This window comes from Actinophytocola sp. NPDC049390, from assembly GCF_044466355.1.
Lineage (GTDB): Bacteria > Actinomycetota > Actinomycetes > Mycobacteriales > Pseudonocardiaceae > Actinophytocola.
The window spans coordinates 148,372-167,821 of the sequence record NZ_JBITMQ010000016.1 but is presented as its reverse complement, the minus strand read 5'-3'; the positions used below and the strand labels follow the sequence as shown (position 1 = coordinate 167,821).

General features: G+C 71.0%; 22 protein-coding genes and 1 pseudogene. 17 read left to right on the top strand and 6 right to left on the bottom strand.

The window, feature by feature from the left end; all coding sequences use genetic code 11:
- The first annotated feature begins 163 nt into the window (after window positions 1-163).
- The 15 genes and pseudogenes from ACIBVP_RS36640 to ACIBVP_RS36570 all read left to right on the top strand — a co-directional run bounded on the left by ACIBVP_RS36640 (window position 164) and on the right by ACIBVP_RS36570 (window position 10,547).
- Window positions 164-469 (top strand): hypothetical protein, encoded by a 306-nt coding sequence (locus ACIBVP_RS36640; protein WP_396111062.1) that lies wholly within the window; start codon window positions 164-166, stop codon window positions 467-469.
- Window positions 470-513: 44 nt separating this feature from the next.
- Window positions 514-1,122, top strand: coding sequence for a universal stress protein (locus ACIBVP_RS36635; RefSeq protein ID WP_396111061.1), 609 nt, complete (start codon window positions 514-516; stop codon window positions 1,120-1,122).
- A 63-nt stretch (window positions 1,123-1,185) separates the two neighbouring features.
- Window positions 1,186-2,028, top strand: a complete 843-nt coding sequence (locus tag ACIBVP_RS36630) for a slipin family protein (RefSeq protein WP_396111060.1) — start codon at window positions 1,186-1,188, stop codon at window positions 2,026-2,028.
- A 123-nt stretch (window positions 2,029-2,151) separates the two neighbouring features.
- Complete coding sequence (gene mbhE / locus ACIBVP_RS36625) at window positions 2,152-4,437, top strand: hydrogen gas-evolving membrane-bound hydrogenase subunit E (RefSeq protein ID WP_396111059.1); 2,286 nt, start codon at window positions 2,152-2,154, stop codon at window positions 4,435-4,437.
- The gene (locus ACIBVP_RS36620) at window positions 4,434-4,898 is read left to right on the top strand and encodes an MnhB domain-containing protein (RefSeq protein WP_396111058.1); all 465 of its coding nucleotides are present in this window, start codon (window positions 4,434-4,436) and stop codon (window positions 4,896-4,898) included. Before mbhE ends, ACIBVP_RS36620 begins: the two co-directional genes overlap by 4 nt.
- Window positions 4,895-5,338, top strand: a complete 444-nt coding sequence (locus ACIBVP_RS36615) for an NADH-quinone oxidoreductase subunit K (RefSeq protein ID WP_396111057.1) — start codon at window positions 4,895-4,897, stop codon at window positions 5,336-5,338. The genes ACIBVP_RS36620 and ACIBVP_RS36615 overlap by 4 nt, the downstream gene beginning before the upstream one ends.
- A complete protein-coding gene (locus tag ACIBVP_RS36610) occupies window positions 5,338-6,720 on the top strand; it encodes a complex I subunit 5 family protein (protein ID WP_396111056.1) in 1,383 nt (460 codons plus the stop codon). The genes ACIBVP_RS36615 and ACIBVP_RS36610 overlap by 1 nt, the downstream gene beginning before the upstream one ends.
- Before the next feature lie 28 nt (window positions 6,721-6,748).
- Complete coding sequence (locus tag ACIBVP_RS36605) at window positions 6,749-7,237, top strand: Na+/H+ antiporter subunit E (RefSeq protein ID WP_396111055.1); 489 nt, start codon at window positions 6,749-6,751, stop codon at window positions 7,235-7,237.
- A gap of 5 nt (window positions 7,238-7,242) precedes the next feature.
- Window positions 7,243-7,512, top strand: a complete 270-nt coding sequence (locus ACIBVP_RS36600) for a monovalent cation/H+ antiporter complex subunit F (protein ID WP_396111054.1) — start codon at window positions 7,243-7,245, stop codon at window positions 7,510-7,512.
- A complete protein-coding gene (locus ACIBVP_RS36595) occupies window positions 7,509-7,844 on the top strand; it encodes a cation:proton antiporter (RefSeq protein WP_396111053.1) in 336 nt (111 codons plus the stop codon). The genes ACIBVP_RS36600 and ACIBVP_RS36595 overlap by 4 nt, the downstream gene beginning before the upstream one ends.
- A gap of 27 nt (window positions 7,845-7,871) precedes the next feature.
- Window positions 7,872-8,045, top strand: a pseudogene (locus ACIBVP_RS36590) (universal stress protein); the annotation flags it as partial.
- Window positions 8,046-8,088: 43 nt separating this feature from the next.
- Window positions 8,089-8,313 carry a universal stress protein gene (locus ACIBVP_RS36585; protein ID WP_396111126.1) on the top strand — a complete coding sequence of 75 codons (225 nt, stop codon included), beginning with the start codon at window positions 8,089-8,091 and terminating at the stop codon, window positions 8,311-8,313.
- A 172-nt stretch (window positions 8,314-8,485) separates the two neighbouring features.
- Window positions 8,486-9,010, top strand: coding sequence for an RNA polymerase sigma factor (locus ACIBVP_RS36580; protein ID WP_396111052.1), 525 nt, complete (start codon window positions 8,486-8,488; stop codon window positions 9,008-9,010).
- A gap of 117 nt (window positions 9,011-9,127) precedes the next feature.
- Entirely contained in the window at window positions 9,128-9,718 is a 591-nt protein-coding gene (locus ACIBVP_RS36575; protein ID WP_396111051.1) for a hypothetical protein, read from the top strand.
- A gap of 139 nt (window positions 9,719-9,857) precedes the next feature.
- The gene (locus ACIBVP_RS36570; protein WP_396111050.1) at window positions 9,858-10,547 is read left to right on the top strand and encodes a DUF981 family protein; all 690 of its coding nucleotides are present in this window, start codon (window positions 9,858-9,860) and stop codon (window positions 10,545-10,547) included.
- A 21-nt stretch (window positions 10,548-10,568) separates the two neighbouring features.
- On the opposite strand, the gene ACIBVP_RS36565 is transcribed toward ACIBVP_RS36570, so the two are convergent.
- From ACIBVP_RS36565 to ACIBVP_RS36555, 3 genes are all read right to left on the bottom strand, one after another.
- Window positions 10,569-12,278: an urease subunit alpha gene (locus ACIBVP_RS36565; protein ID WP_396111049.1), complete on the bottom strand. Its 1,710-nt coding sequence runs from the start codon at window positions 12,276-12,278 to the stop codon at window positions 10,569-10,571.
- Complete coding sequence (locus tag ACIBVP_RS36560; protein ID WP_396111125.1) at window positions 12,271-12,582, bottom strand: urease subunit beta; 312 nt, start codon at window positions 12,580-12,582, stop codon at window positions 12,271-12,273. The genes ACIBVP_RS36565 and ACIBVP_RS36560 overlap by 8 nt, the downstream gene beginning before the upstream one ends.
- Before the next feature lie 182 nt (window positions 12,583-12,764).
- Window positions 12,765-13,124, bottom strand: a complete 360-nt coding sequence (locus tag ACIBVP_RS36555; protein WP_396111048.1) for an urease subunit gamma — start codon at window positions 13,122-13,124, stop codon at window positions 12,765-12,767.
- A gap of 29 nt (window positions 13,125-13,153) precedes the next feature.
- Here ACIBVP_RS36555 and ACIBVP_RS36550 point away from each other — a divergent pair, with 29 nt between their 5' ends.
- Both ACIBVP_RS36550 and ureG read left to right on the top strand, forming a co-directional pair.
- Window positions 13,154-14,017 (top strand): urease accessory protein UreD, encoded by an 864-nt coding sequence (locus ACIBVP_RS36550; protein ID WP_396111047.1) that lies wholly within the window; start codon window positions 13,154-13,156, stop codon window positions 14,015-14,017.
- On the top strand, window positions 14,004-14,690 hold the full coding sequence (gene ureG, locus ACIBVP_RS36545) for an urease accessory protein UreG (RefSeq protein ID WP_396111046.1): 687 nt from the start codon (window positions 14,004-14,006) through the stop codon (window positions 14,688-14,690). The genes ACIBVP_RS36550 and ureG overlap by 14 nt, the downstream gene beginning before the upstream one ends.
- Window positions 14,691-14,752: 62 nt before the next feature.
- Here the strand turns inward: ureG and ACIBVP_RS36540 are convergent, their stop codons facing one another.
- From ACIBVP_RS36540 to ACIBVP_RS36530, 3 genes are all read right to left on the bottom strand, one after another.
- Complete coding sequence (locus tag ACIBVP_RS36540; protein ID WP_396111045.1) at window positions 14,753-15,436, bottom strand: nitroreductase family protein; 684 nt, start codon at window positions 15,434-15,436, stop codon at window positions 14,753-14,755.
- Between the two features lie 71 nt (window positions 15,437-15,507).
- Window positions 15,508-16,680, bottom strand: a complete 1,173-nt coding sequence (locus ACIBVP_RS36535) for a peptidoglycan DD-metalloendopeptidase family protein (RefSeq protein ID WP_396111044.1) — start codon at window positions 16,678-16,680, stop codon at window positions 15,508-15,510.
- Between the two features lie 112 nt (window positions 16,681-16,792).
- A complete protein-coding gene (locus ACIBVP_RS36530; RefSeq protein WP_396111043.1) occupies window positions 16,793-19,348 on the bottom strand; it encodes a S8 family peptidase in 2,556 nt (851 codons plus the stop codon).
- Window positions 19,349-19,450: the final 102 nt, after the last annotated feature.

Here is a 19,450-nt window from a genome sequence, read left to right as displayed (position 1 = left end):
ATATCACTTTCTGCTATCGACTACGGGGCACGTTGGTCGGATCCGACCTCGATTTCGTCATAACACCCAAAGGGACCACCACCTGTGGGTTCACGACAGTTCACGCGTTCTCTGCTGTCGAAAACCGACAAGCGCCACGGTTGCGGTCTCAGCACAGTAGAAGGTGATCGCGCGATTCGGCAACGGTGCGGGATTTACGGCGCTCCTCGATCAATTGGCAGACCACTTTCTTGCGGTCACGACTTCACACGGAGGATTTGTCATGCTCAGCGAGCGGTCATTTCGTGCCGGCAAGGGCGCACGGGCGGCTACCCCGCGTCATCTGACGTACGGCGAATTCGCCGCGTGGGGCGTATTGCTGGCAGTTGCCTTCGTCATCGTCGGGGCGTACGGCGCCGCCGTGCTCGCCACCGCCGCCGCGGTTGTCCTGGGTTTGGCAAGTCACATCACGAACCCCGCACGGAAGTAGCGGGCCGGAACCGACCGGGAGTTGGAGAAATGGAGGACCGCACCGTGAAAACGGTCATCTGCGGAATTGACGGTTCGCCGGGTGCACGCTCGGCGTTGCGTGTCGCGGCCGTGCTGGCCGAACGGATGTCGGCGCGGCTGGTCGCCGTGCACGTGCGTGACCGGTCGGCCGACGGAGCCGAGACGGCTGAACGGACCGCCGTGGCGATCATCGCCGACGAGGTTCCGGGCTCCGACGCCCAGGCACGCGGGGCGACCGGCGATGTCGCCGAGCGCCTGGCCGCGATCGCGGAGTCCGAGAACGCGCTCATGATCGTTGTCGGCGCGCGCCGACGTGGCCGCTCACGTGCGTTTCTCCGGGCACGGTCCGCGGTCGGCCTTGTCGGTCTGACCGACGTCCCGGTGCTCGTCACGCCGTTGCCGGCCCGTTCGACCGTCGCCGACGCGGTGGACCCGCACGCCGTCGCACGCCGGTCACCCGTTCCGGTGGCGGCCGCACCGGACGTCGACCGGGGTGGCCAAGCTCCGGCCGACCGTGTCCGGCCCGCCAGGAGCACGGTCGAGGAGCAGCGCCGGCTCCGCCGCACGTCCCGGGTGGCGCTCCGCCCGGGCTGGTCCAGGGGGACGTTCCTGGGCAAGCGCCCCCGCAACTGATGCCCGCCGCCCCTTCAGGACGGCGGATGGCCCGCATGGTGGGTTCTCGGAATCGGAGGAGAAATGGGTACGGCGTATGCGATCGGCGGGATCGCGATTCTCGCGTTCCTCGTGGCCGCATCGTGTGTTCACGTGGTCACCCAGTACGAACGCGGTGTGGTCTTCCGGTTCGGACGGGTGCGTCCGGCGGTGCGCGGGCCGGGCCTTGCGATCGTCGCACCCGTCGTGGACCGCCTGCGGAAGGTCAACATGCAGATCGTGACGATGCCCGTGCCCACACAGGACGGCATCACGCGGGACAACGTCTCGGTTCAGGTGGACGCCGTGGTCTATTTCAAGGTGATCGACCCGGTACGCGCGATCGTGGACGTCGAGGACTACAAACTGGCTGTCGGCCAGGTGGCGCAGACGTCGTTGCGTTCGATCATCGGCAAGAGCAACCTGGACGACCTCCTGTCCAACCGGGAACAGCTCAACCACGGGCTGGAACTGATGATCGACAGCCCGGCCCTGGGCTGGGGAATCCAGATCGACCGTGTCGAGATCAAGGACGTCATGCTGCCGGAGTCGATGAAACGGTCGATGTCGCGTCAGGCCGAGGCGGAGCGACAACGGCGAGCGCGTGTCATCACGGCGGAGGGCGAACTGCAGGCCTCGGAAGCGCTCGCGCAAGCCGCCACCGTCATGGGTGAGTCACCCGCCGCCCTCCAACTGCGGCTGCTCGAAACCGTCGTGGCCGTCGCCGCGGAGAAGAACTCGACACTCATTCTTCCCATCCCGGTCGAACTGCTCCGCTTCCTCGACCGGGCCGCGCGCCCCGGCGCCGCTCGACAGACGGAGGTCACAGCGGTCCCCACCGCACCGACCCAGCCCGATGCGAAGGCCAGTCCGGTCCCTGCCGGGTAAGCCCGCGAACCGCGCCAGACCGTGACGTGAGACATCGGCCCGACGGTCGCTCGCGACCTCTGCGAGCTCCGTCGGGATCACGTACGTTGAGGACCCGTCTGCTGCCTGCACGAGGAGTTGCCCATGGCGGACGCCCGCGTCGGTGCGGCAGCCCCGGAGGAGGGCGCACCTCGCCGCAGGTCGGCGACGGACTGGCCGGGATGGACGGCATGCGCGGCGGCGATGGTGGGGTTCGCGCTGTGCCTGCTCGGCTGGTTGGCGGGCGGCGGCGGGTTCTCGGTGCCGTGGGCGCCCACTGTGGACTTACGACTGAGTTTCGCGCTCGACGGTCTCGGCGCGCTCTACGGCTTGCTGGCGACCGGTGTGGGGGCCCTGGTCTTCGCGTACGGCACCCGCTATCTGAGTCTGCACCTGGAGCACCAGCGCCGGTCCGCGGTGGAACGGTGGCGGTTCTGGCCGTGGATGACGCTGTTCGCGGTGGCGATGGTGGGGCTGGCCACCGCGCAGGACCTCGTTCTGGTGTTCGTGTTCTTCGACCTGACGGCGGTGTGCTCGTACTTCCTCATCGGCTTCGACCGGGCCGAGCGTGAGGCGCGGACCGCTGCACTGATGGCATTGTTGATCACGGTGGTCGCCGCGGTGGCGCTGCTGGTCGGCGCGGTGCTGCTCTACGCGGCGCACGGGACGTTCTCGATCCCCGAGTTGCTGGCGCGGGCCGGCCCGTCGACGACCACGACGGTCGCGGGCGCGTTGGTGGCGGTGGCCGCGTTGGCCAAGAGCGCTCAGGTCCCCCTGCACTTCTGGCTGCCGAGAGCGATGGCGGCGCCGACCCCGGTGTCGGCCTACCTGCATTCGGCGGCGATGGTCGCGGCCGGTGTGCTGCTGATCGGGCGGGTGCACCCGTTGCTGTCGCGCAGTGCGGCCGTGCTGGACGGGCTGCTGGTCGTCGGGGCACTGTCCATCGTGGTGGGTGGGGTGCTCGCGCTGCGGCGGGACGTGCTCAAGCAGGTGCTCGCCTACTCCACGATCTCGCAGTACGGCTACATGGTCATGCTGTACGGGATGGGCGGAGCCGCGGCGAACGGTGCGGCGGCCTTCTACGTGCTGGCCCACGGCGTCGCCAAGAGCGCACTGTTCATGACCGCGGGAGCGGCGACGACGGCCACCGGCGAGGACCGGTTGTCCCGGTTGGGTGGCCTGGGACGCCGGATGCCGGTGCTCGCGGTGGCGGCCGGGGTCGCGACGGCGTCACTGGCCGCACTGCCGCTGTCGATCGGGTTCTTCAAGGACGAGTTGCTGTTCACCGCCGCACTGGAGCACGGCCCGCCGACCGCGGTGCTGGCCGTCCTCGCCGCGGTCCTGACGTTCGCCTACATCGGACGCTTCTGGATACGGCTGTTCCTCGGGCCCGAGCGCGGGCACGTGGGGGCGACACCCGGCCTGCTCGTCGCTCCGGTCGTGATCCTGGCCGCGGTCGCGGTGTTCGGCGGGCTGGTCGTCGGTCCTTTCGCGCGGCTGGCCGAGGACGCCGCCGCCGTGTCGAACGGCGGACCGGTGACGGTTTCCCCGGGCTACCACTTCGATGCCCGGCCGGAGAACCTGATGGCCGTCGCCGCCTGGGTGCTGGGCGCACTGCTGCTGGCCCTGCCGCGAGCGGCGGACCGGATGTCGCGGGTCCTGGCCGTGGCGGGAGAGCGATGGGGGCCGAAGCGGATCTACGAGGCGGCGCTGCACGCACTGGACCGTCTCGCGGCCGCACTGCACGACCGGGAGGTGCGGGACCTGCGCACCAGCATCGCGGCGGTGCTGGTCCCGGCCGGCGTGTTGATCGGTCTCGCGTTCGCGGCCACCCCGACGGCCGGCGCCTACGTGGTCGGCGCGATCGTCGGGGCCGACTGGCTGATCCTGCCGCTGTTGGCGCTGACCGTCGTCGCGACCGTGGTGATCGCCAGGGCTCGGGTCCGGCTCGTCGTGGCACTCGCCCTCTCGGTGGTCGGGTTCGCGCTGGCCGCGGTGTACGCACTGGTCGGCGCCCCGGACGTCGCTCTGGTGGCCGTCGTGGTGGAGACCATGCTGACGCTGGTCTTCGTCGCGGCCCTGGCCAGGATGCCGCACGAAGAGCCAGGACCGGACACGACCGTTCCCGCCCGCCGCCGGCGCCGGCGCGACGCGCTCGCCGGGTGCGTCGCCGGGCTGGCGGTCTTCGTCGCCGTGTGGGGGTTCCTGTCCCAGCCCGCTCCCGACAGCGTGTCCGCCGAACACATCCGGCTCACACCGGCCGCGCACGGCGGAGACGTCGTCACCGTGATCGTCGCCGACTTCCGCGGCCTGGACACGCTGGTCGAGATCACGGTGCTGCTGGTCGCGGTGATCGGCGTGGCCACCCTGATGCGACGGAGGCTGTGGTGAGGACCGGAGACGAAGGTGGGACGCCCAGCGCTGTGGTCCGCGTGGTCGCCCGGCTGTTGCCCGGGCCGAGCGTGATGGTCGCGGCCGGTCTGATCGTCAAGGGGTACGCCGAGGTGGGCGACGGGTTCGCCGCCGGCGTGATCGTCGCGCTGGCTGTCGCGTTGATCTACGTCGCGCTGGGTGCCGACGGCGCCGAGGCGGCCTTGCCGATGCTGCGTCACGCGCCCGCTCTCGCGATCGGCGGCGTGCTCCTCGCGCTCGCCAGCGGGTTCGTCCCACTCGCGTTCGGCGAGCCGCCCGTGACCCACCACCCCGGCCGGGGAGAGCACGTCGTCAAGATCGGCGCGCTCGAACTGTTCACTCCGCTGCTGTTCGACATCGGGGTCTTCCTGCTGGTCGTCGGCGTCCTGACGGTACTGCTGCACCAGCTCGGCCGTCCGCGCAAGGAGGGAACCCGGTGATCCTCGCGTTCGCGCTGGCCGCGGCCGTCCTGTTCGGCGCGGGCGCCTACCTGCTGCAGAAACGGGACCTGATCCGGATGGTCGCGGGCATCATGCTGATCTCCCAGTGTGCCGTCGTCACGCTCCTCGCCGCGAGCCTGAGCCGCGGGCAGGCGGCGATCGCCGTGTCCCCGGGCGACGAGGTGAGCGACCCGCTGCCGCAGGCGCTGGCGTTGACCGCGCTGGTGATCGGGCTGGCCACCGTGGCGTTGCTGCTCGCCCTGGTGCACCGGGCCATCGTGGTCTTCCGGACCGCCGAGCAGGACGAGCTGGCCGCGACCGAGACCGAGCACGAGGCCGGACTGGAACCGGAGCGGCGGGCCGACCGCGAAGAGGTCGAGGCCGGCGCGGAGGACGACCTGGACGGCGAGCGGCCGGTCGAGAACGAGCGGGCCGGCTGATGGTGCTGTCGACATCGCTGCTCGTGCCCTGGGTCGCCGGCGTCCTGCTGGTCGGGCTGGACGGACGTCGGCGCGTGGTGTCGTGGCTGGCCGTGGGGGTGCTCGCGGTCGACCTCGCCGTGCTCGGCGCGCTCGCCGCCGACGTGTTCGCCGGGGGCGGCAGGGAGGTCGTCACCGGGGGCTGGCCCGCCGGGGTGGGCATCGTGTTGCGGGCTGACGCCCTCGGCGTCGCCTTCGGGTTGCTGTCGGTCCTGGTGCTGCTGGCCGCGGCCGTTCACGAGGCGATCGGCGGGGTGCGGTCACGCACCTTCCCCTGTCTGGTCGTGCTGCTCGCCGCGGGGTTGACCGGCCTGTTCGTCACCGCCGACGTGTTCTCCTTCTACGTCTTCTTCGAGCTGGCGATGACCGCCGCGTATGCGTTGTCGGCCTACGGAGGCAAACGGCGCCAGCTGCGGGCCGCGCTGGTGTTCACCGCGGTGAACCTGCTGGGCTCGTTCATCTTCCTGCTGTCGGTCGCCGGCGTCTACCGGGTCACCGGGACGCTGGCGATGGAGCAGGTGGCCGCGCGCATGCCTGATGTCAACCCCAACGCCGCCGTCCTGATCTCGGCTGGGTTCTTCATCGCGTTCAGCGTCAAGCTCGGCCTGTTCCCCTTCCACTTCTGGCTGCCCACCGTCTACGCGGGCGCCCGGCCCGCCGTCGCGGCCATCCTCAGCGGAGCCGTGGCGAACATCGGCGCCTACGGCCTACTGCGTTTCGGCGTCGGCCTGTTCCCCGAGCAACTGCGGCTCGCCGGCGTCACGCTCGTCATCCTCGGCGCCGTGTCGATCGTCTACGGCGGGGTGCTGGCCGTCGCCCGAGGCGACACCGCCGAGATGCTGGCCTACTCCGCGATCGGACAGGTCGGGTACGTGCTGGTCGCGCTGGGTGTGGGCGGCCCGGTCGGCCTGGTGGCCGCGGTGCTCTACAGCGTGATCAACTCGCTGAACAAGGCGTTGCTGTTCCTGGCCTCTGGAGTGCGGGGCCCACTGATCGCGGCCGCGTTCGCGGCCGGGGCGTTCAGCGTGGCCGGGGTGCCGCCCGCGGTGGGTTTCGTCGGCAAGCTGGAGTTGTTCCGCACCGGCGTCGTCGCGGGCAGTACCGCGCTCGTGGTGCTGCTGGTGGCCGGCAGCGCGCTCTCGCTGGTCTACATGTTCCAGGTTTACCAACATCGTTTCTGGCGCACGGACCCGCTGACGGCCACCACGGCGAGCCCGCTACCGCAACGGCTGCTCACGGCTGCGCTGGCACTGCTGGTGGTCGCCGCCGGGCTGTGGCCGGAGCCGCTGCTCGTGCTCAGCGGCCACGCCGTCGACGCCCTGATGGCCGGCGGCCCCGAATGACCCCGAACGAACAGATGGGAGGTTGACCATGATTGCCCTGTTGCTCCGCGTCGTCGTGCTCACCGCGGTCTACCTGCTGGTGCTGACGAGCCTGCATCCCGGGGACGTCCTCACCGGAGTCGTCGTGGCGACACTGCTCGTCGCCGCGGGCCGGCGAATCAGCCCGCTCGGGCCACCGCCACCCGCGCCGCTGCTGCGCAGGCTCGCCGGCGTGCCCGCGTTGGTCGGCGGAACCCTGGTGGACCTGGCACGTGGCACGTGGCAGACCGCCGCCTGCCTCATCGGCCGGGGTCTCGCCGACGGCGGCCTGGTCGAGGTTCCGATCCCCCGCACCGGCCCCACCTCCGCCGCGGCGTGGGGCATCCGGGTCGGGTTCGTGCCGGACACCGTCGTCGTCGACCTCGACGAGGAGCGCGGCCGGATGCTGCTGCACGTGCTCGACGCCCGCGACCCCGAGGCCGTGGTCGCCGAACAACTCGACTCCTACCAGCGGCGCCAGCGCCCGGTCTTCCCCTGATCGCCGTGCCTGCCTACATCGTCGTTCCGGCCCTGTTCTGGGTGACGCTGCTGCTCGTGGGAGGCGGCCTGGCGCTGGTGCGTGCCCGCGACGTGCTCCAGCGGGTCGTCGCGCTCGACCTGCTGGCGGTGATCGTCGTCGCGCTGCTGGCGCTGCTGAGCTACCTGCGGGGGCAGGCGTACTACTTCGACGCCGCGGTGGCTCTCGCGCTGCTGTCCTTCGTCGCCACCGTCGCCGCGGCCCGTTACCTCGGTTCCGGAGGTCCGTTCGGATGATGTCGATCCTGCTCGACGTGCTCGGTGGCGTGCTGCTCCTGCTCGGCCTGGTGCTGCTCACGATCAGTCTCGTCGGCATCCTGCGACTACGCGACACCTACAGCCAGCTACACGCCCAGGGCCTGGCCACCGTGCCGGGGGTGATCGCGATCCTGGCGTCCTCCGTCGCGACCGAGAACGCCAGGATCATCACCTTCGCCGCCCTCGCGATCGTGTTCGTCGCGCTCACCTCTCCGGTGACCAGCCACGCGATCGCCCGCGCCGCTCATCGCCGCGACGGCGCGGCCGACAGTACTTCCGACACTGGCGGCACCGACTCCGCGGCAGGCTGATCTGTGGTGGACAGGAAGAGGTGAGCGGTGGACTCCGAGCGGTACCTCGGGCACCTCGGGCGACTGCTGGTGGTGTACGCCGCGAACTATCCAGGAGGGGCCGGTCTGCTGGTGATCGGTACCCGAGGCCATGGCCGCGTCCTGGGCCCCCTGCTCGGCTCGGTGGCGTTCGCGGTCGCCGCACGCGCTCCCTGTCCCGTGATCGTCGTCAAGTCCGTTCCCCGACCAGCGGACACACCCACAGCTGGACGTCGTCACCGTGGTCGAGCACGGACCGGCCGAACGAGCCCTCGTCGACGCCTCGGCGGTCGCCGAACTGGTCGTGGTCGGGACCCGCGGCCGCGGCGCCTTCCACGGGAAGCTGTTGGGATCGGTCAGCCACGCGGTGATCCACGGCGCACACTGCCCCGTCGCGGTCGTCGAGCCCGACCACGGTCACGGCGTCGACACGCCGTCCCACCTCACGTGACCACACAGGAGGTGTTTCGGCCACAGCCGAAACACCTCCCCACCCGCCGTCCACCGTGGCTACGGTCCGCCGCGGCGCGAGGAGCACAGTGGACGAAGGTGTGGAGAACGGTGTTGGCACAGACGACTTCCGGCTGGGGCACGCAGCGCCGGCGCCGCCCAGGCGTCGTCGGGTGGCGCGGCCGGTCGACCACGAACTGCGCCGCAGGCTCGCCGACGTCTATCTCGACCACTACGACGCCTTCCTGCGCTACTCCATCCACAAACTCGGCAACCGGCAGGACGCGGAGGACGTGGTGCACGAGTCGTTCGCCAGGGTGCTGAAGGCCAACCCGGACCTCGACGTGCCGGACGCGCTCGTCGGCTACGTCCGCGCCGCGGTCAACAACGAGGCCAACCGTCGCGGCGCCAGCAACTCCCGGGACCGGGCGCACCGCGACGGCGGCGACCCCGCGCAGTTCGAGGACACGATGCACGCCCCGGCCAAGCCGGTCGACGAGCGGGTGGCCGACGAGATCACCGTCGGCCTCGCGCTCGCGGTGCTCACCCCGCGCGAGCGGGAGGCGGTGGCGTTGCGGCACATCGAGGACCGCAGCGAACGGGAGACGGCGCTGCGGATGAACATCACGCTCGGAGCGGCGAAACGGTACTGCGCCGACGGACGCAGGCGTATCGCCGCGATCCTCTCCCGGTTGTGACGTGGACCGTACTCGGCGAACCGGAAAGCTCACCCCAACCTCCCGGGCACCGCCCGGGTCCTACCTGTCGACGGCGGGCCGCGAAGGGCGGCCCGGATGAGCGAGAGGTGACCAAGAATGCGGTTCCAGTGGATCTCGGTCATGGCGGTGGCCGCCGCGACGGTCCTGACGGCGTGTGGCGGCGACGGGGTCGCCGGCATTCCGGTCACGACCACGGTCACGACCACGCCGACGAGCGACAAGGTAGCGGCGACCGAGTGGGTGAGCGCCGTGTGCACGGGGTTCACCGAGGCGTTCCGGACCGCGCCGACCGACGAGGAGCTGGCGACGATGGCGCCGGACGCCGTCACCAAGCGCTACCTCGAGTTCCTCGACGTCCAGCAGGCCGCGACCGAGGAGGCCGCCGACAACCTGACCGAACTGGGGCCGCCGGACATCTCCGACGGGGCCAGGCAGGTGCACCGGGACATGGTCACGACGTTCACCGACATCGCGGAGAACACCGAGGACGAACGAAGGACCGTCGGCGAGCTGAGCCAGGCCGGCCGGGACGGCGACGCCAAGCTCGTCCTGCACATCGCGGCCAACGGCGGCAACCACCTGTACGGCCTCGACATCGTCGAGGACAACGAGGAGCTCGACGCGGCCGCCCAGCAGACCCCGGCGTGCACGCGGATGTACGACGAGCTCGCCCACCTCCTGTCCTGACGGGTGTCCACCGCCGCACGGCTCACGTGACGAGCACCGGTGGGTACGGGAATGGATCCGGCGCCACCCGCGTTGCTAATAGTTGAAGATTCAACTATTGGTCGGAGACGACTCCGGCAACAGGCGGAAGGTGGGCGGCATGATCGTCTACAACGAGTTGGTGGCTGTCACGGCCGGTGCGGGACTGCTGGGCGTCGCGTGGTTCCTCATGCACCTGATTCGGCGCACACCGATCAACAGCGAGGGCTGGGCCGCGTTCTTCGGGGTCACCGGCCTCCTGCTACTGGTGCTGGGCCTGCACACCACGGTGACCTGGCCGTTCGGCGGCGGCGGCTTCGAGTACGCCAACATCGCGTTCGGTCAGCCGGCGGCAGGGTTCGGCGCGCTGCTCCTCTTCGCCGCCGTGTACCTGTGGCGGCAGCGGGCGCTCTTCGCCGGTGACCCCGACGAGGCCAACGCGACCGCTCTGGCCGCGTTGAAGCCGGTCGGCATCTTCGTCGGCGCGCTGGGCCTGGCCATGGCGGTGCTGGCCGTCACGTTCGTCCGCTTCCAGCTCGGCGCCGCGCCGCCGGAGGAGCCGATCAGTGGCCGCTTCGGCCACCTGCCCCTCCTCGAGGCGCTGTTCCTCGGTGGTCTGTGGGGCGTCGTCGCCCTCGGCGCTCTGCTCTTCGCGGTCGCGCTGTTGACCGACCGGCCCCGGCTGCTGCGCTGGGCGGCGTGGGCCTGGATCGTTGGTGGTGTGGTGTTCCTGCTCTTCGGCGCGATGAACTTCTACACCCACATCGGCATGTACTACAACATCGAACACGGAACCACGCACCGGTGGTGAACCGGCGCTGTTTCCAGCGCCTCAGAACAGGAAGTAGCGCTGCGCCATCGGCAGTTCTGTCGCAGGCTCGTGCTCGATCACCTCGCCGTCGACCGTGACGCTGTAGGTGTCCGGGTCGACGACGATGTGCGGAAGGGCGGTGTTCTCCGGGAGGTCGGCCTTGGTGCGACCGCGGACGTTGCCGACGGCCACGAGCTGTCGTCTCACGTCGAGCCGGTCGGCCAGGCCGTCGTCCAGGGCGGCCTGGGACACGAACGCGACGCTCGTGCTCGACGCCGAAGGGCTGTTCACGGTGAAGCCCGGGCGCGGCAGCACCGGCTGAGGCGTGGGCACCGAGGCGTTGGGGTCCCCGAGCGCCGCGACCGCGGCCATACCGCCCTTGAGCACCAGCGACGGACGGATCCCGAACAGGGCCGGCTGCCACAGCACCAGGTCGGCGCGTTTGCCGACCTCGACCGAGCCGATCTCGGTCTCCAGGCCGTGGGCGACCGCCGGGCAGATCGTGTACTTGGCCACGTAGCGGCGGGCGCGGTGGTTGTCGGCCCGGTCGTCGCCCGGCAGAGAGCCACGCAGCTCCTTCATCCGGTGCGCGGTCTGCCAGGTCCGGATGACCACCTCGCCGATCCGTCCCATCGCCTGGGCGTCGGAGGACATGATCGACAGTGCGCCGATGTCGTGGAGGACGTCCTCCGCCGCGATCGTGCCCGCGCGTACCCGGCTCTCCGCGAAGGCGAGGTCGTTGGGGACCTGCGGGTTCAGGTGATGGGCGACCATCACCATGTCCAGGTGCTCGTCGATGGTGTTGTGCGTGAACGGGCGCGTCGGGTTGGTCGAGGCGGGCAGGACGTAGGGCTCCCCCGCGATCCGGATGATGTCCGGCGCGTGCCCGCCGCCCGCGCCCTCGGTGTGGAAGGCGTGGAACGTCCGCCCCTTCACCGCGGCCAGCAGATCCTCGACGAACCCGGCCTCGTTGAGGGTGTCGCTGTGGATCGCCACCTGCACGCCGGACTCCTCGGCCACGCTCAACGCGGCGTCGACGACCGCGGGCGTCGCGCCCCAGTCCTCGTGCACCTTGAAGCCGCCCGCGCCACCGCGGAGCTGCTCCCACAGGGCGTCGCGGGACACGGTGTTGCCCCGGGCGAGGAGCAGCACGTTGACCGGCCAGGGTTCCATCGACTCCAGCATCCGCGCGGTCCACCACGGGCCGGGGGTGGCCAGCGTCGCCTTCGATCCCTCCGTGGGCCCGGTGCCGCCGCCCGCGAGGGTGGTGGTGCCGGCGCACAGTGCTTCGGTGACGGCGGCCGGGTCGACGAAGTGCACGTGCGTGTCGATCGTCCCGGCGGTGAGGATCATGCCGTTGCCCGCCGCGATCTCGGTGGACGGCCCGATCACCAGAGCGGGGTCGACCCCGTCCATGGTTTCGGGGTTGCCTGCCTTGCCGATGCCACAGATCCGTCCGTCGCGGACGCCGACGTCCGCCTTGACGACGCCCCAGTGGTCGAGGATCACCGCCCCGGTGATGACCAGGTCGGGAGTGCCGTCGGCCCGAGATGCCATCGACTGCCCCATCGACTCCCGGATCGACTTCCCCCCACCGAAGACGGCCTCGTCGCCGCCGACGCAGTGGTCCTCGGTCACCTCGATGAACAGGTTCGTGTCGGCCAGCCGGATCCGGTCCCCGGTGGTCGGGCCGAACGAGGCGTCGTACTCCCTGCGGTCGATCTCAGCCATCGAGCTCACCCCCGCACTCGCCGCGCAGCCCCGCCACGATCCGGCGCCCCCTGATCGGGATCAGCTCGACCTCTTCCACCGCACCCGGCTCGAACCGCACCGACCCGCCGGAAAGGACGTTGAGGCGCCGTCCCCACGCCGCCTTCCGGTCGAACCGCAGCGCGGGGTTGACCTCCGCGAAGTGGTAGTGCGAGCCCACCTGGATCGGCCGGTCCGCGCCGTTCTCGACCCGGAGCGTGACCGCGTCGGCGCCCTCGTTGATCACCACGGGGTCCGTGCCGTAGAGGATCTGGCCCGGCACCATCGGCACCTGCTCGACAGCGGCGCCCTCGGGCAACGGCCTGCGCTCGGCCTGGCGACCGCCGGTGCCAGGACGGCGCGGCGGGCTGGACGTGCCGGCGCCACTGTGGGGGTGCCGCTCGGCCGAGTCGTCCGGGTGCTGCCCCCGCACGCCCGGGTCGTCGCTGGGGTGCTCGCCACGCGTGCTCACGAGATCGGTCCCGTCAGGGTGACCAGCTTGGTTCCGTCGGGGAAGGTCGCCTCGACCTGCAGCTGGGCCAGCATCTCCGGCACGCCTTCCATCACGTCGTCGCGGGCCAGGACGTGCCGGCCGTCCTCCATCAGGTCCGCCACGGTGCGACCGTCCCGCGCGCCCTCGAGGAGGTAGGAGGTGAGCAGGGCCGTCGCCTCGGGGAGGTTGAGCTTCAGCCCGCGATCCCGCCGCTCGGCGGCCAGCTTCGCCGCCGTCTCGACGACCTGACCGCCGAGGCGGTCGACGGTTCCGGCGCCATCGACGACCTCCCCGCGTGCGCGTCGCCGCTGCTGGACGTCAACGCCGAGCGCCACCGCTCCCGACGGACCAGGCTGTTCGCCTCGTGACCGCCACCGTCGAACCAGGGACCACGTCCGCCACGCGGATGCGCGCCCGCGCCCACCTGCGCACGCGACGCGCCGTCGACGGGGCGGGCCGGGCACGAACGGAGCTCGCCGCACTGCGTTCCCAGGCGCCCCTGACGCTGCGCCCCACCATCCCGCGGCGCACCGGTCCGTCGGCGGTCGACGGCGCCGAGCCGGCCAGGGTGAGCCTGACGGCCGCGGCCGCCGGACCGGTCGGTGGCGACGACCTGGCTCTGACGGTGCACGTCGGCGCGGGCACCACCCTCGTGCTCGACGAGGTGTCGGCCACCCTGCTCCTGCCCGGCGCCGACGGGGCGCGGTCGCTGCTGCGGATCAGGGTGTGCGTCGAGGAGGGCGCCACGCTGGTCTGGCTCCCGGAGCCGGTGATCGCGGCCAGGGGCTGCCACCACGTGACCGACGTCGCCGTCGACCTCGCACCCGACTCGCGGCTGCTGATGCGCGAGGAGGTGCTGCTCGGCCGGCACGGCGAGGCCAGCGGGCGGTTCCGCCAACTGGTGCGGGTCCACCGCGACGGACGGCCGGTACACCGCCAGGACCTCCGCCTCGGCGCGGAGCCCGGCAGATCACCCGTGGTCGTGGGAGCGCACCGGGCGGTCGGCTCCCTGCTCGTGGTCGAGCCGGCCCTGCCACCCGTGGAGACCACCCTGCTGGGTGAGGACGGCGCCCTCTTCCCGCTGGCCTGCGACGGAGCCGCGCTGGCGCAGGGGCTCTCCGCCGACAGCATCGGCCTGCGCGGACAACTCGACCGAGCGACCGCCCTGCTCGACCGGCCCTGGACCCCACGCCCCACCCCGACCAGGAGGCGAGATGAGCACGACTGACCACCACCACACCCGGGCGTTGCGGCTGGGCGTCGCAGGGCCGGTCGGGACCGGCAAGAGCTCCCTGATCGCGACCGTGTGCCGCGAGATGGCCACCGAACTCGGCATCGCCGTCATCACCAACGACATCTACACCGACGAGGACGCCCGGTTCCTGCGCTCGGCCGGTGTCCTCCCCGAGGAGCGCATCCGCGCCGTGGAGACCGGAGCCTGCCCGCACACCGCCATCCGCGACGACATCACCATGAACCTGATGGCCGTGGAGGACGTCGAGGCCGAGTTCGCGCCGCTGGACCTCGTGCTGGTGGAGAGCGGCGGCGACAACCTCACCGCCACCTTCTCGCCCGGCCTCGTCGACGCCCAGATCTTCGTGCTGGACGTCGCGGGCGGCGGCGACGTCGCCCGCAAGGGCGGGCCCGGGATCGCCCGAGCCGACCTGCTGGTGATCAACAAGATCGACCTGGGCCCCTATGTCGAGGTCGACGTCGACCAGATGGTGGCCGACGCGACCCGGGCACGCGAACAAGGCCCGGTGCTCGCACTGTCCCGCAAGCAACCCGAGACGGTCGACCGGCTCTGCGCCTGGATCCGCGACCTGCTGGCCAGGCACCGGGACGGCCGCCTCGTCGCCACCGACCCCGGCCCGATGGCGCCGCACAGACACGCGCGCTGACCCGCGCCCGCCGAACCGGGGCCAGCGGCATCTGTGACCTCAGTGTCGCCGAGAAACTGTGGTCACACCCGAACCAGGACCTCGTCGAGCGGCTTGCGCACGAGGTCGGGCACCATCGCGTCGTCAGCCGGGTAGCCGACCGGGATGACCGCGAACGCCTTCTCGTTACGCGGCCGTCCCAGAACGTCGCCGAGGAAACGCATCGGACTCGGCGTGTGGACCAACGCGGCGAGTCCGGCGAGGTGCAGGGCGGTGAGCAGCATGCCCACGGCGATCCCGACCGACTCGTCGACGTAGTAGTGCTTGTGCTTGTCGCCGGTCCGCTCGTCGAGAAAGTAACGCTGGGCGAACACCACGATGAGACAAGGCGCGTCGGTCAGATGCGGTTTGTGCTCGTCGGTTCCCAGGGGCCCGAGCGCGGCAAGCCATTCCTCGCCCAGGCGACCGGCGTAAGACTTCCGCTCCTCCGCCTCGGCGGCCTCACGGATCCTGGCACGCACACCGGGATCGGTCACCAGAACGAAGGTCCACGGCTGTTGGTGGGCCCCGGACGGTGCCGTCGCCGCGACCGAGATCGCGTTGGTGACCAGCCGCTCGTCGAGCGGCGTCGACGAGAACTCCCGAACCGTCCGCCGTTGCGCCATCCGGTCACGCAACCAGGAGGACGTGCGCGCCGACTCCTCGACGGGCAGCCGCCGCGGACGGTACGGAACCGGGCGGTATTCGCCGTGCTGCGTTGTCTGCATCCGCTCACTGTGCCCGACGCGGAAGTACGAAACGAGCGTCCGTTGCTTCGACGTCGCATGGTCCCCGCACCTCACCCCGTGCACATCCCGCTCACCGGGCCCGCGACACCGGTGTAGGTGTAGGCGTCGCTGATCCAGCTGCCGTCGGTGAGCCGGTTCCACAGGCTGGTCGGGCCCCATCGGCCGGTGTGCGTGGTGCCGTTGGCCGAGCATCCGATGGTGACGGTCGCACCGTCACGGACCGAGCCGACCAGCGGGTAACCGGTTCCTGGTCCGGAGCGGCGGTTCACCGTGGTGGCACCGTCGGCATCGACGATGCCCTGGGTGTAACCGAGCGCACCGTAGTTGTAGAGCTGGCCGCCGACCGGCACCGAGGTGCTGCCGTGCAGTGCGGAACCGCCGTACTGCGCCGAACCGTTGCGGAACAGCCACTTGCCGATGATGTGGTTGGCGATGCCGATGAAACCGCCGTTGTACATCAACGAGAAGTGCACGTGCCGTGCCCGGGCGGCGCCGCCACAACCGGTTTCGGTACCCGTGTCACCCAAGTACGTGCCGGCCGACACCGGCTGGCCGTCGGCCCACAGATGGTTGGACAGGTGGTAGTAGCGGCTCGCGTAACCGTCGGGGTGCAGCACCCTGATCATGCCGACACACGGCGTGTAGGCCAGCCCGTCCCGCACGGCCAGCACCCGCTGATCACCGCCCGCGAGGTCGACCGAACTCCACGGCCCGCTGCCGGCGTCGTAGGCGTGCGGACCGCCGAGCACGGTCCACGACTGGCCCACCGCCCACGGCAGGCGCATGCCCGTCCGGTAGTCACCGTCGACCTGTGCGCTCGCGCGGCCGCCGTGCGCGGCGAACACCGTGCGCTCCCCCGCCGAAAGCACCGGGGAGTGACTGGCCAGGTCGGCGAACTCGGGCTGACCGTCCAGGCCGATCCGCCAGCGCTTCCGCACGTCGTCGTGGTGCGCGACGAACAGCCAGTCCCTCGGCAGAACGTTCGAGCCTCGCCGCGTGACCAGGACAACCGTGCCTACCGCCCACCCGTCCTCGGACCGCAGAACACGCACCTCGGCCTTTGACCAGTGAGTCACCGACGCGCCCGGCATCCGGTCACGTGCCGCTTGGGTCACTTCCGCGACCAGGTCGGCCGGCTCCGCTCCCGCCGCACTTGGACTGGCCGACGACAAGCCGGTCACCACGGCCGCGAACGCGGCCAACCATCGGACTGCCCTACCCACGGCGGCACCTCCACCCGACGACGTCGGTGCGACGGTACGGCGCGCGACCGCCGCAGCGGTGCGTTGTTGCCCGGTCGAACCGGGGTGTGCAACAAGGGTCAGGCCCGCGCCGTCAGCGGTGCCGGCCGTTCGACGACGGCGGACGCATGGTGAGTCCGAGGCCACCGGAGCGGGCGGCGTCCAGTGCCGCGCCGTCGAGGTCCGCGCTCAGGACGTAGCCGCCTTCCGACACGCCGTCGAGGTCGATGACCAAGCTCCCGTCGGCGTGCGCGGCCTCGCGGACGGGTGCGCCGTCCCGGTCGAGCAGCGTGAGGCGAACGCCGTCGGGCATCGGCCGGCCGTCGATACCGCCCAGGGCGAGGACGCCGTCCGCGAGCAGCTCGGGGGTGATCACGACCGCCCGGTGCTCCCGCGGGTTCACGAACCGGTCGACGATGTTCTCCTCCCACCACTTGGGGACGAGCCGCACCTCGGGCCACAGGCGGTGGAAGACCTCGTCGTCGAGGTACGCACCGACCCACAACCCGTAGCGGGTGTGCGTGCGCCCGGTGACCCTGAGGTGGACGGTCCTGCCGAGCGGCAGCCCGATGCTGACCTGTCTGACGTTGGCATGGTGGACCAGCACGGCCCGGGCCGCGTCGTGCAGGGTGACGTCGAGCGGCTCGTCGCTGTGGGAGATCCGCACTTCCGCCCGATGCAGGACGCCGACGTCGCGCGGGACCTCGATGACGAAGAAGTCGGTGTCCCGGGTTCCTGGGCCGGTGCCGTCGGTGTGCAGGGTGAGGTCGAAGGATCCGGGGCCCCAGGTGCCGGTGAAGGGCGCACCGAGTTCCCACTTGCCGCGGGGCAGCACGCGCAGCCGGGTCGCCGTCTCGAAGGTGTTGTTGGACTCGAAGCGGTCCGGCAGGAGGCGCCCCGGCGCGATCCGGCCGGTGAGCAGGCACGCGCTGGTCCCTGTCCCGCGCACGGTGAGCCGGTAGGTCCCGGAGCCGACATCGGCGGCGATCGACGCGTGCCCTGGGCTCGGGTAGGTCACCACCGTCTCGACCGAGGTGCCGTCGGCGACCTGCTCCAGGTCGACGAACACCTTCGTCAACCGGTCGTACCACCGCAGGTCGACGGTCACGTGCGAGAAGGCCTTGACGTCGAACAGGAAGGTGTCGGTGTCCCCGGACCGGTTGAACCCGTCGCTGAAGATCGGCTTGAACGTGCCGTCCGCGGCCGGGTACAGGCGCTCGGGCGCGGCCTCCGAGATGTCCTCGGCGATTCCCGACTTCATCGCCTCCAGGACGGCGGCGTAGGCGTGCAACCCGCGGTCCGGTGACCCGGCGTTCTGCCACGCGGTGGTGAACAACACGTCCCGCACCTGGTCCGCGTTCAGGTTCGGGTTGACGGCACGCACCATCGCCGCCGTACCACACACGAAGGGTGCGGCGTAGGACGTGCCGTCGACCCGGCCGCCCATCGGAGCCAGCGGCGTCGGCACGACCGGGATCCTCGTGCCAGGCGCCCACAGGTCGACACCGGGCCCGTACGCGCAGTTCGCCCTGGTGTCGTCCTCCATGAGCCGGCCGACGGCGATGGCCCTGGCCGAGACCGTGCTCGGGAAGTCGCCCTGGTCGCCTGCGAGGTTGACGTTCTCGTTCGGGGCGGCGCACACGATGAGGACGCCGTTGTCGGCGGCCCAGTCGAACGTGTCGGTCCACTCGTCTTCGATGTCGTCCTGGTCGAGCAGGTGCCCGAAGCTGAAGTTCACGAACCGGATGCCCCACTGGGTGCACCGGATGATCGTGGTCAGCGCGGCGTCGACGGTGTTGCCGTGGAAGAGGGCGGGCATCGCGACCGTGCCACCCGCGCCGGCCGCGCCGACGTTGTTGCCCACCACCGCCGCCGCGGCACTCGCCACCTCGGTGCCGTGGAAGGTGGTGCCACTGTTCGGCGGCAGTCCCGGCGCGTCCGCGACGGCGTTCCAGTTCACCAGGCCGGCACCGATGTCGTTGGCGGCGGCCGGATCGAACCCGGTGTCGCAGACGCCGATGAACTCGACCGCCGACACCGAACGCATCAGCCGCATCGACTCCACCAGGTACCACGCGTCGGCGATCCGCGACCGCTGGTTCACGCATTCCCACCGCAACGGGTCGCGCGGGTACACCAGGCCCGCACCCTCGAGCGGGGTCGCCAGCGGCAACGTCCTCGGTCGCAGCACGAGGTTCAGGCTGACTCGCCTGCCCTCCGCCCGCATCGGGGCGATCAGCGCCGCCAGCGCTCGCGCGGGTTCCGAGGTCCACTCCGTCCGCTCCGCCCGAGGCCAACCACGGGCGAGCACCTCGTCCACGTTCTCCGGCGCCCGCGGCACGTCGTCGAACAGGACCTTGACGGTCCTGGGCAGTCCCGCCATGTCCACGTCGTCCCGGCCGAGGCCGAGCGCGCGGAACTCGTCCGGCATCGCCGGATCCTCAGCGGCACGCACGACCCGCCCACCGCGGCGGAGGAGGTCGTCGACGGTTTCCGTGTCGGCGGCGTTGACGAGAAGTTCGCCGGCGGCGAAGAAGGTCGCCTCCCCGTCGTCAGCGCGATAGGCCTCGACGGGCCATGCGCTCGCCCAGGACCTGGCCATCGCCAGCCGGAAGAGCGTGGAACGTTCGGATGTGATGTGTGTACGCACGACACTGTCTCCCTCCGACGAACGGGTGGGATCGATCGTTGTGCCTGGACCTCGTCCTCTGGCCGTGACGTACGTACGCTTGACACGAAGGTCGCTCGGCCC

Coding starts and splice junctions, on each gene's coding strand:
- ACIBVP_RS36630 (WP_396111060.1), top strand. CDS start 1,186: ATGGGTACGGCGTATGCGATCGGCGGGATCGCGATTCTCGCGTTCCTC.
- mbhE (WP_396111059.1), top strand. CDS start 2,152: ATGGCGGACGCCCGCGTCGGTGCGGCAGCCCCGGAGGAGGGCGCACCT.
- ACIBVP_RS36610 (WP_396111056.1), top strand. CDS start 5,338: ATGGTGCTGTCGACATCGCTGCTCGTGCCCTGGGTCGCCGGCGTCCTG.
- ACIBVP_RS36605 (WP_396111055.1), top strand. CDS start 6,749: ATGATTGCCCTGTTGCTCCGCGTCGTCGTGCTCACCGCGGTCTACCTG.
- ACIBVP_RS36595 (WP_396111053.1), top strand. CDS start 7,509: ATGATGTCGATCCTGCTCGACGTGCTCGGTGGCGTGCTGCTCCTGCTC.
- ACIBVP_RS36575 (WP_396111051.1), top strand. CDS start 9,128: ATGCGGTTCCAGTGGATCTCGGTCATGGCGGTGGCCGCCGCGACGGTC.
- ACIBVP_RS36570 (WP_396111050.1), top strand. CDS start 9,858: ATGATCGTCTACAACGAGTTGGTGGCTGTCACGGCCGGTGCGGGACTG.
- ACIBVP_RS36565 (WP_396111049.1), bottom strand. CDS start 12,278: ATGGCTGAGATCGACCGCAGGGAGTACGACGCCTCGTTCGGCCCGACC.
- ACIBVP_RS36560 (WP_396111125.1), bottom strand. CDS start 12,582: ATGGTGCCGGGCCAGATCCTCTACGGCACGGACCCCGTGGTGATCAAC.
- ureG (WP_396111046.1), top strand. CDS start 14,004: ATGAGCACGACTGACCACCACCACACCCGGGCGTTGCGGCTGGGCGTC.
- ACIBVP_RS36540 (WP_396111045.1), bottom strand. CDS start 15,436: ATGCAGACAACGCAGCACGGCGAATACCGCCCGGTTCCGTACCGTCCG.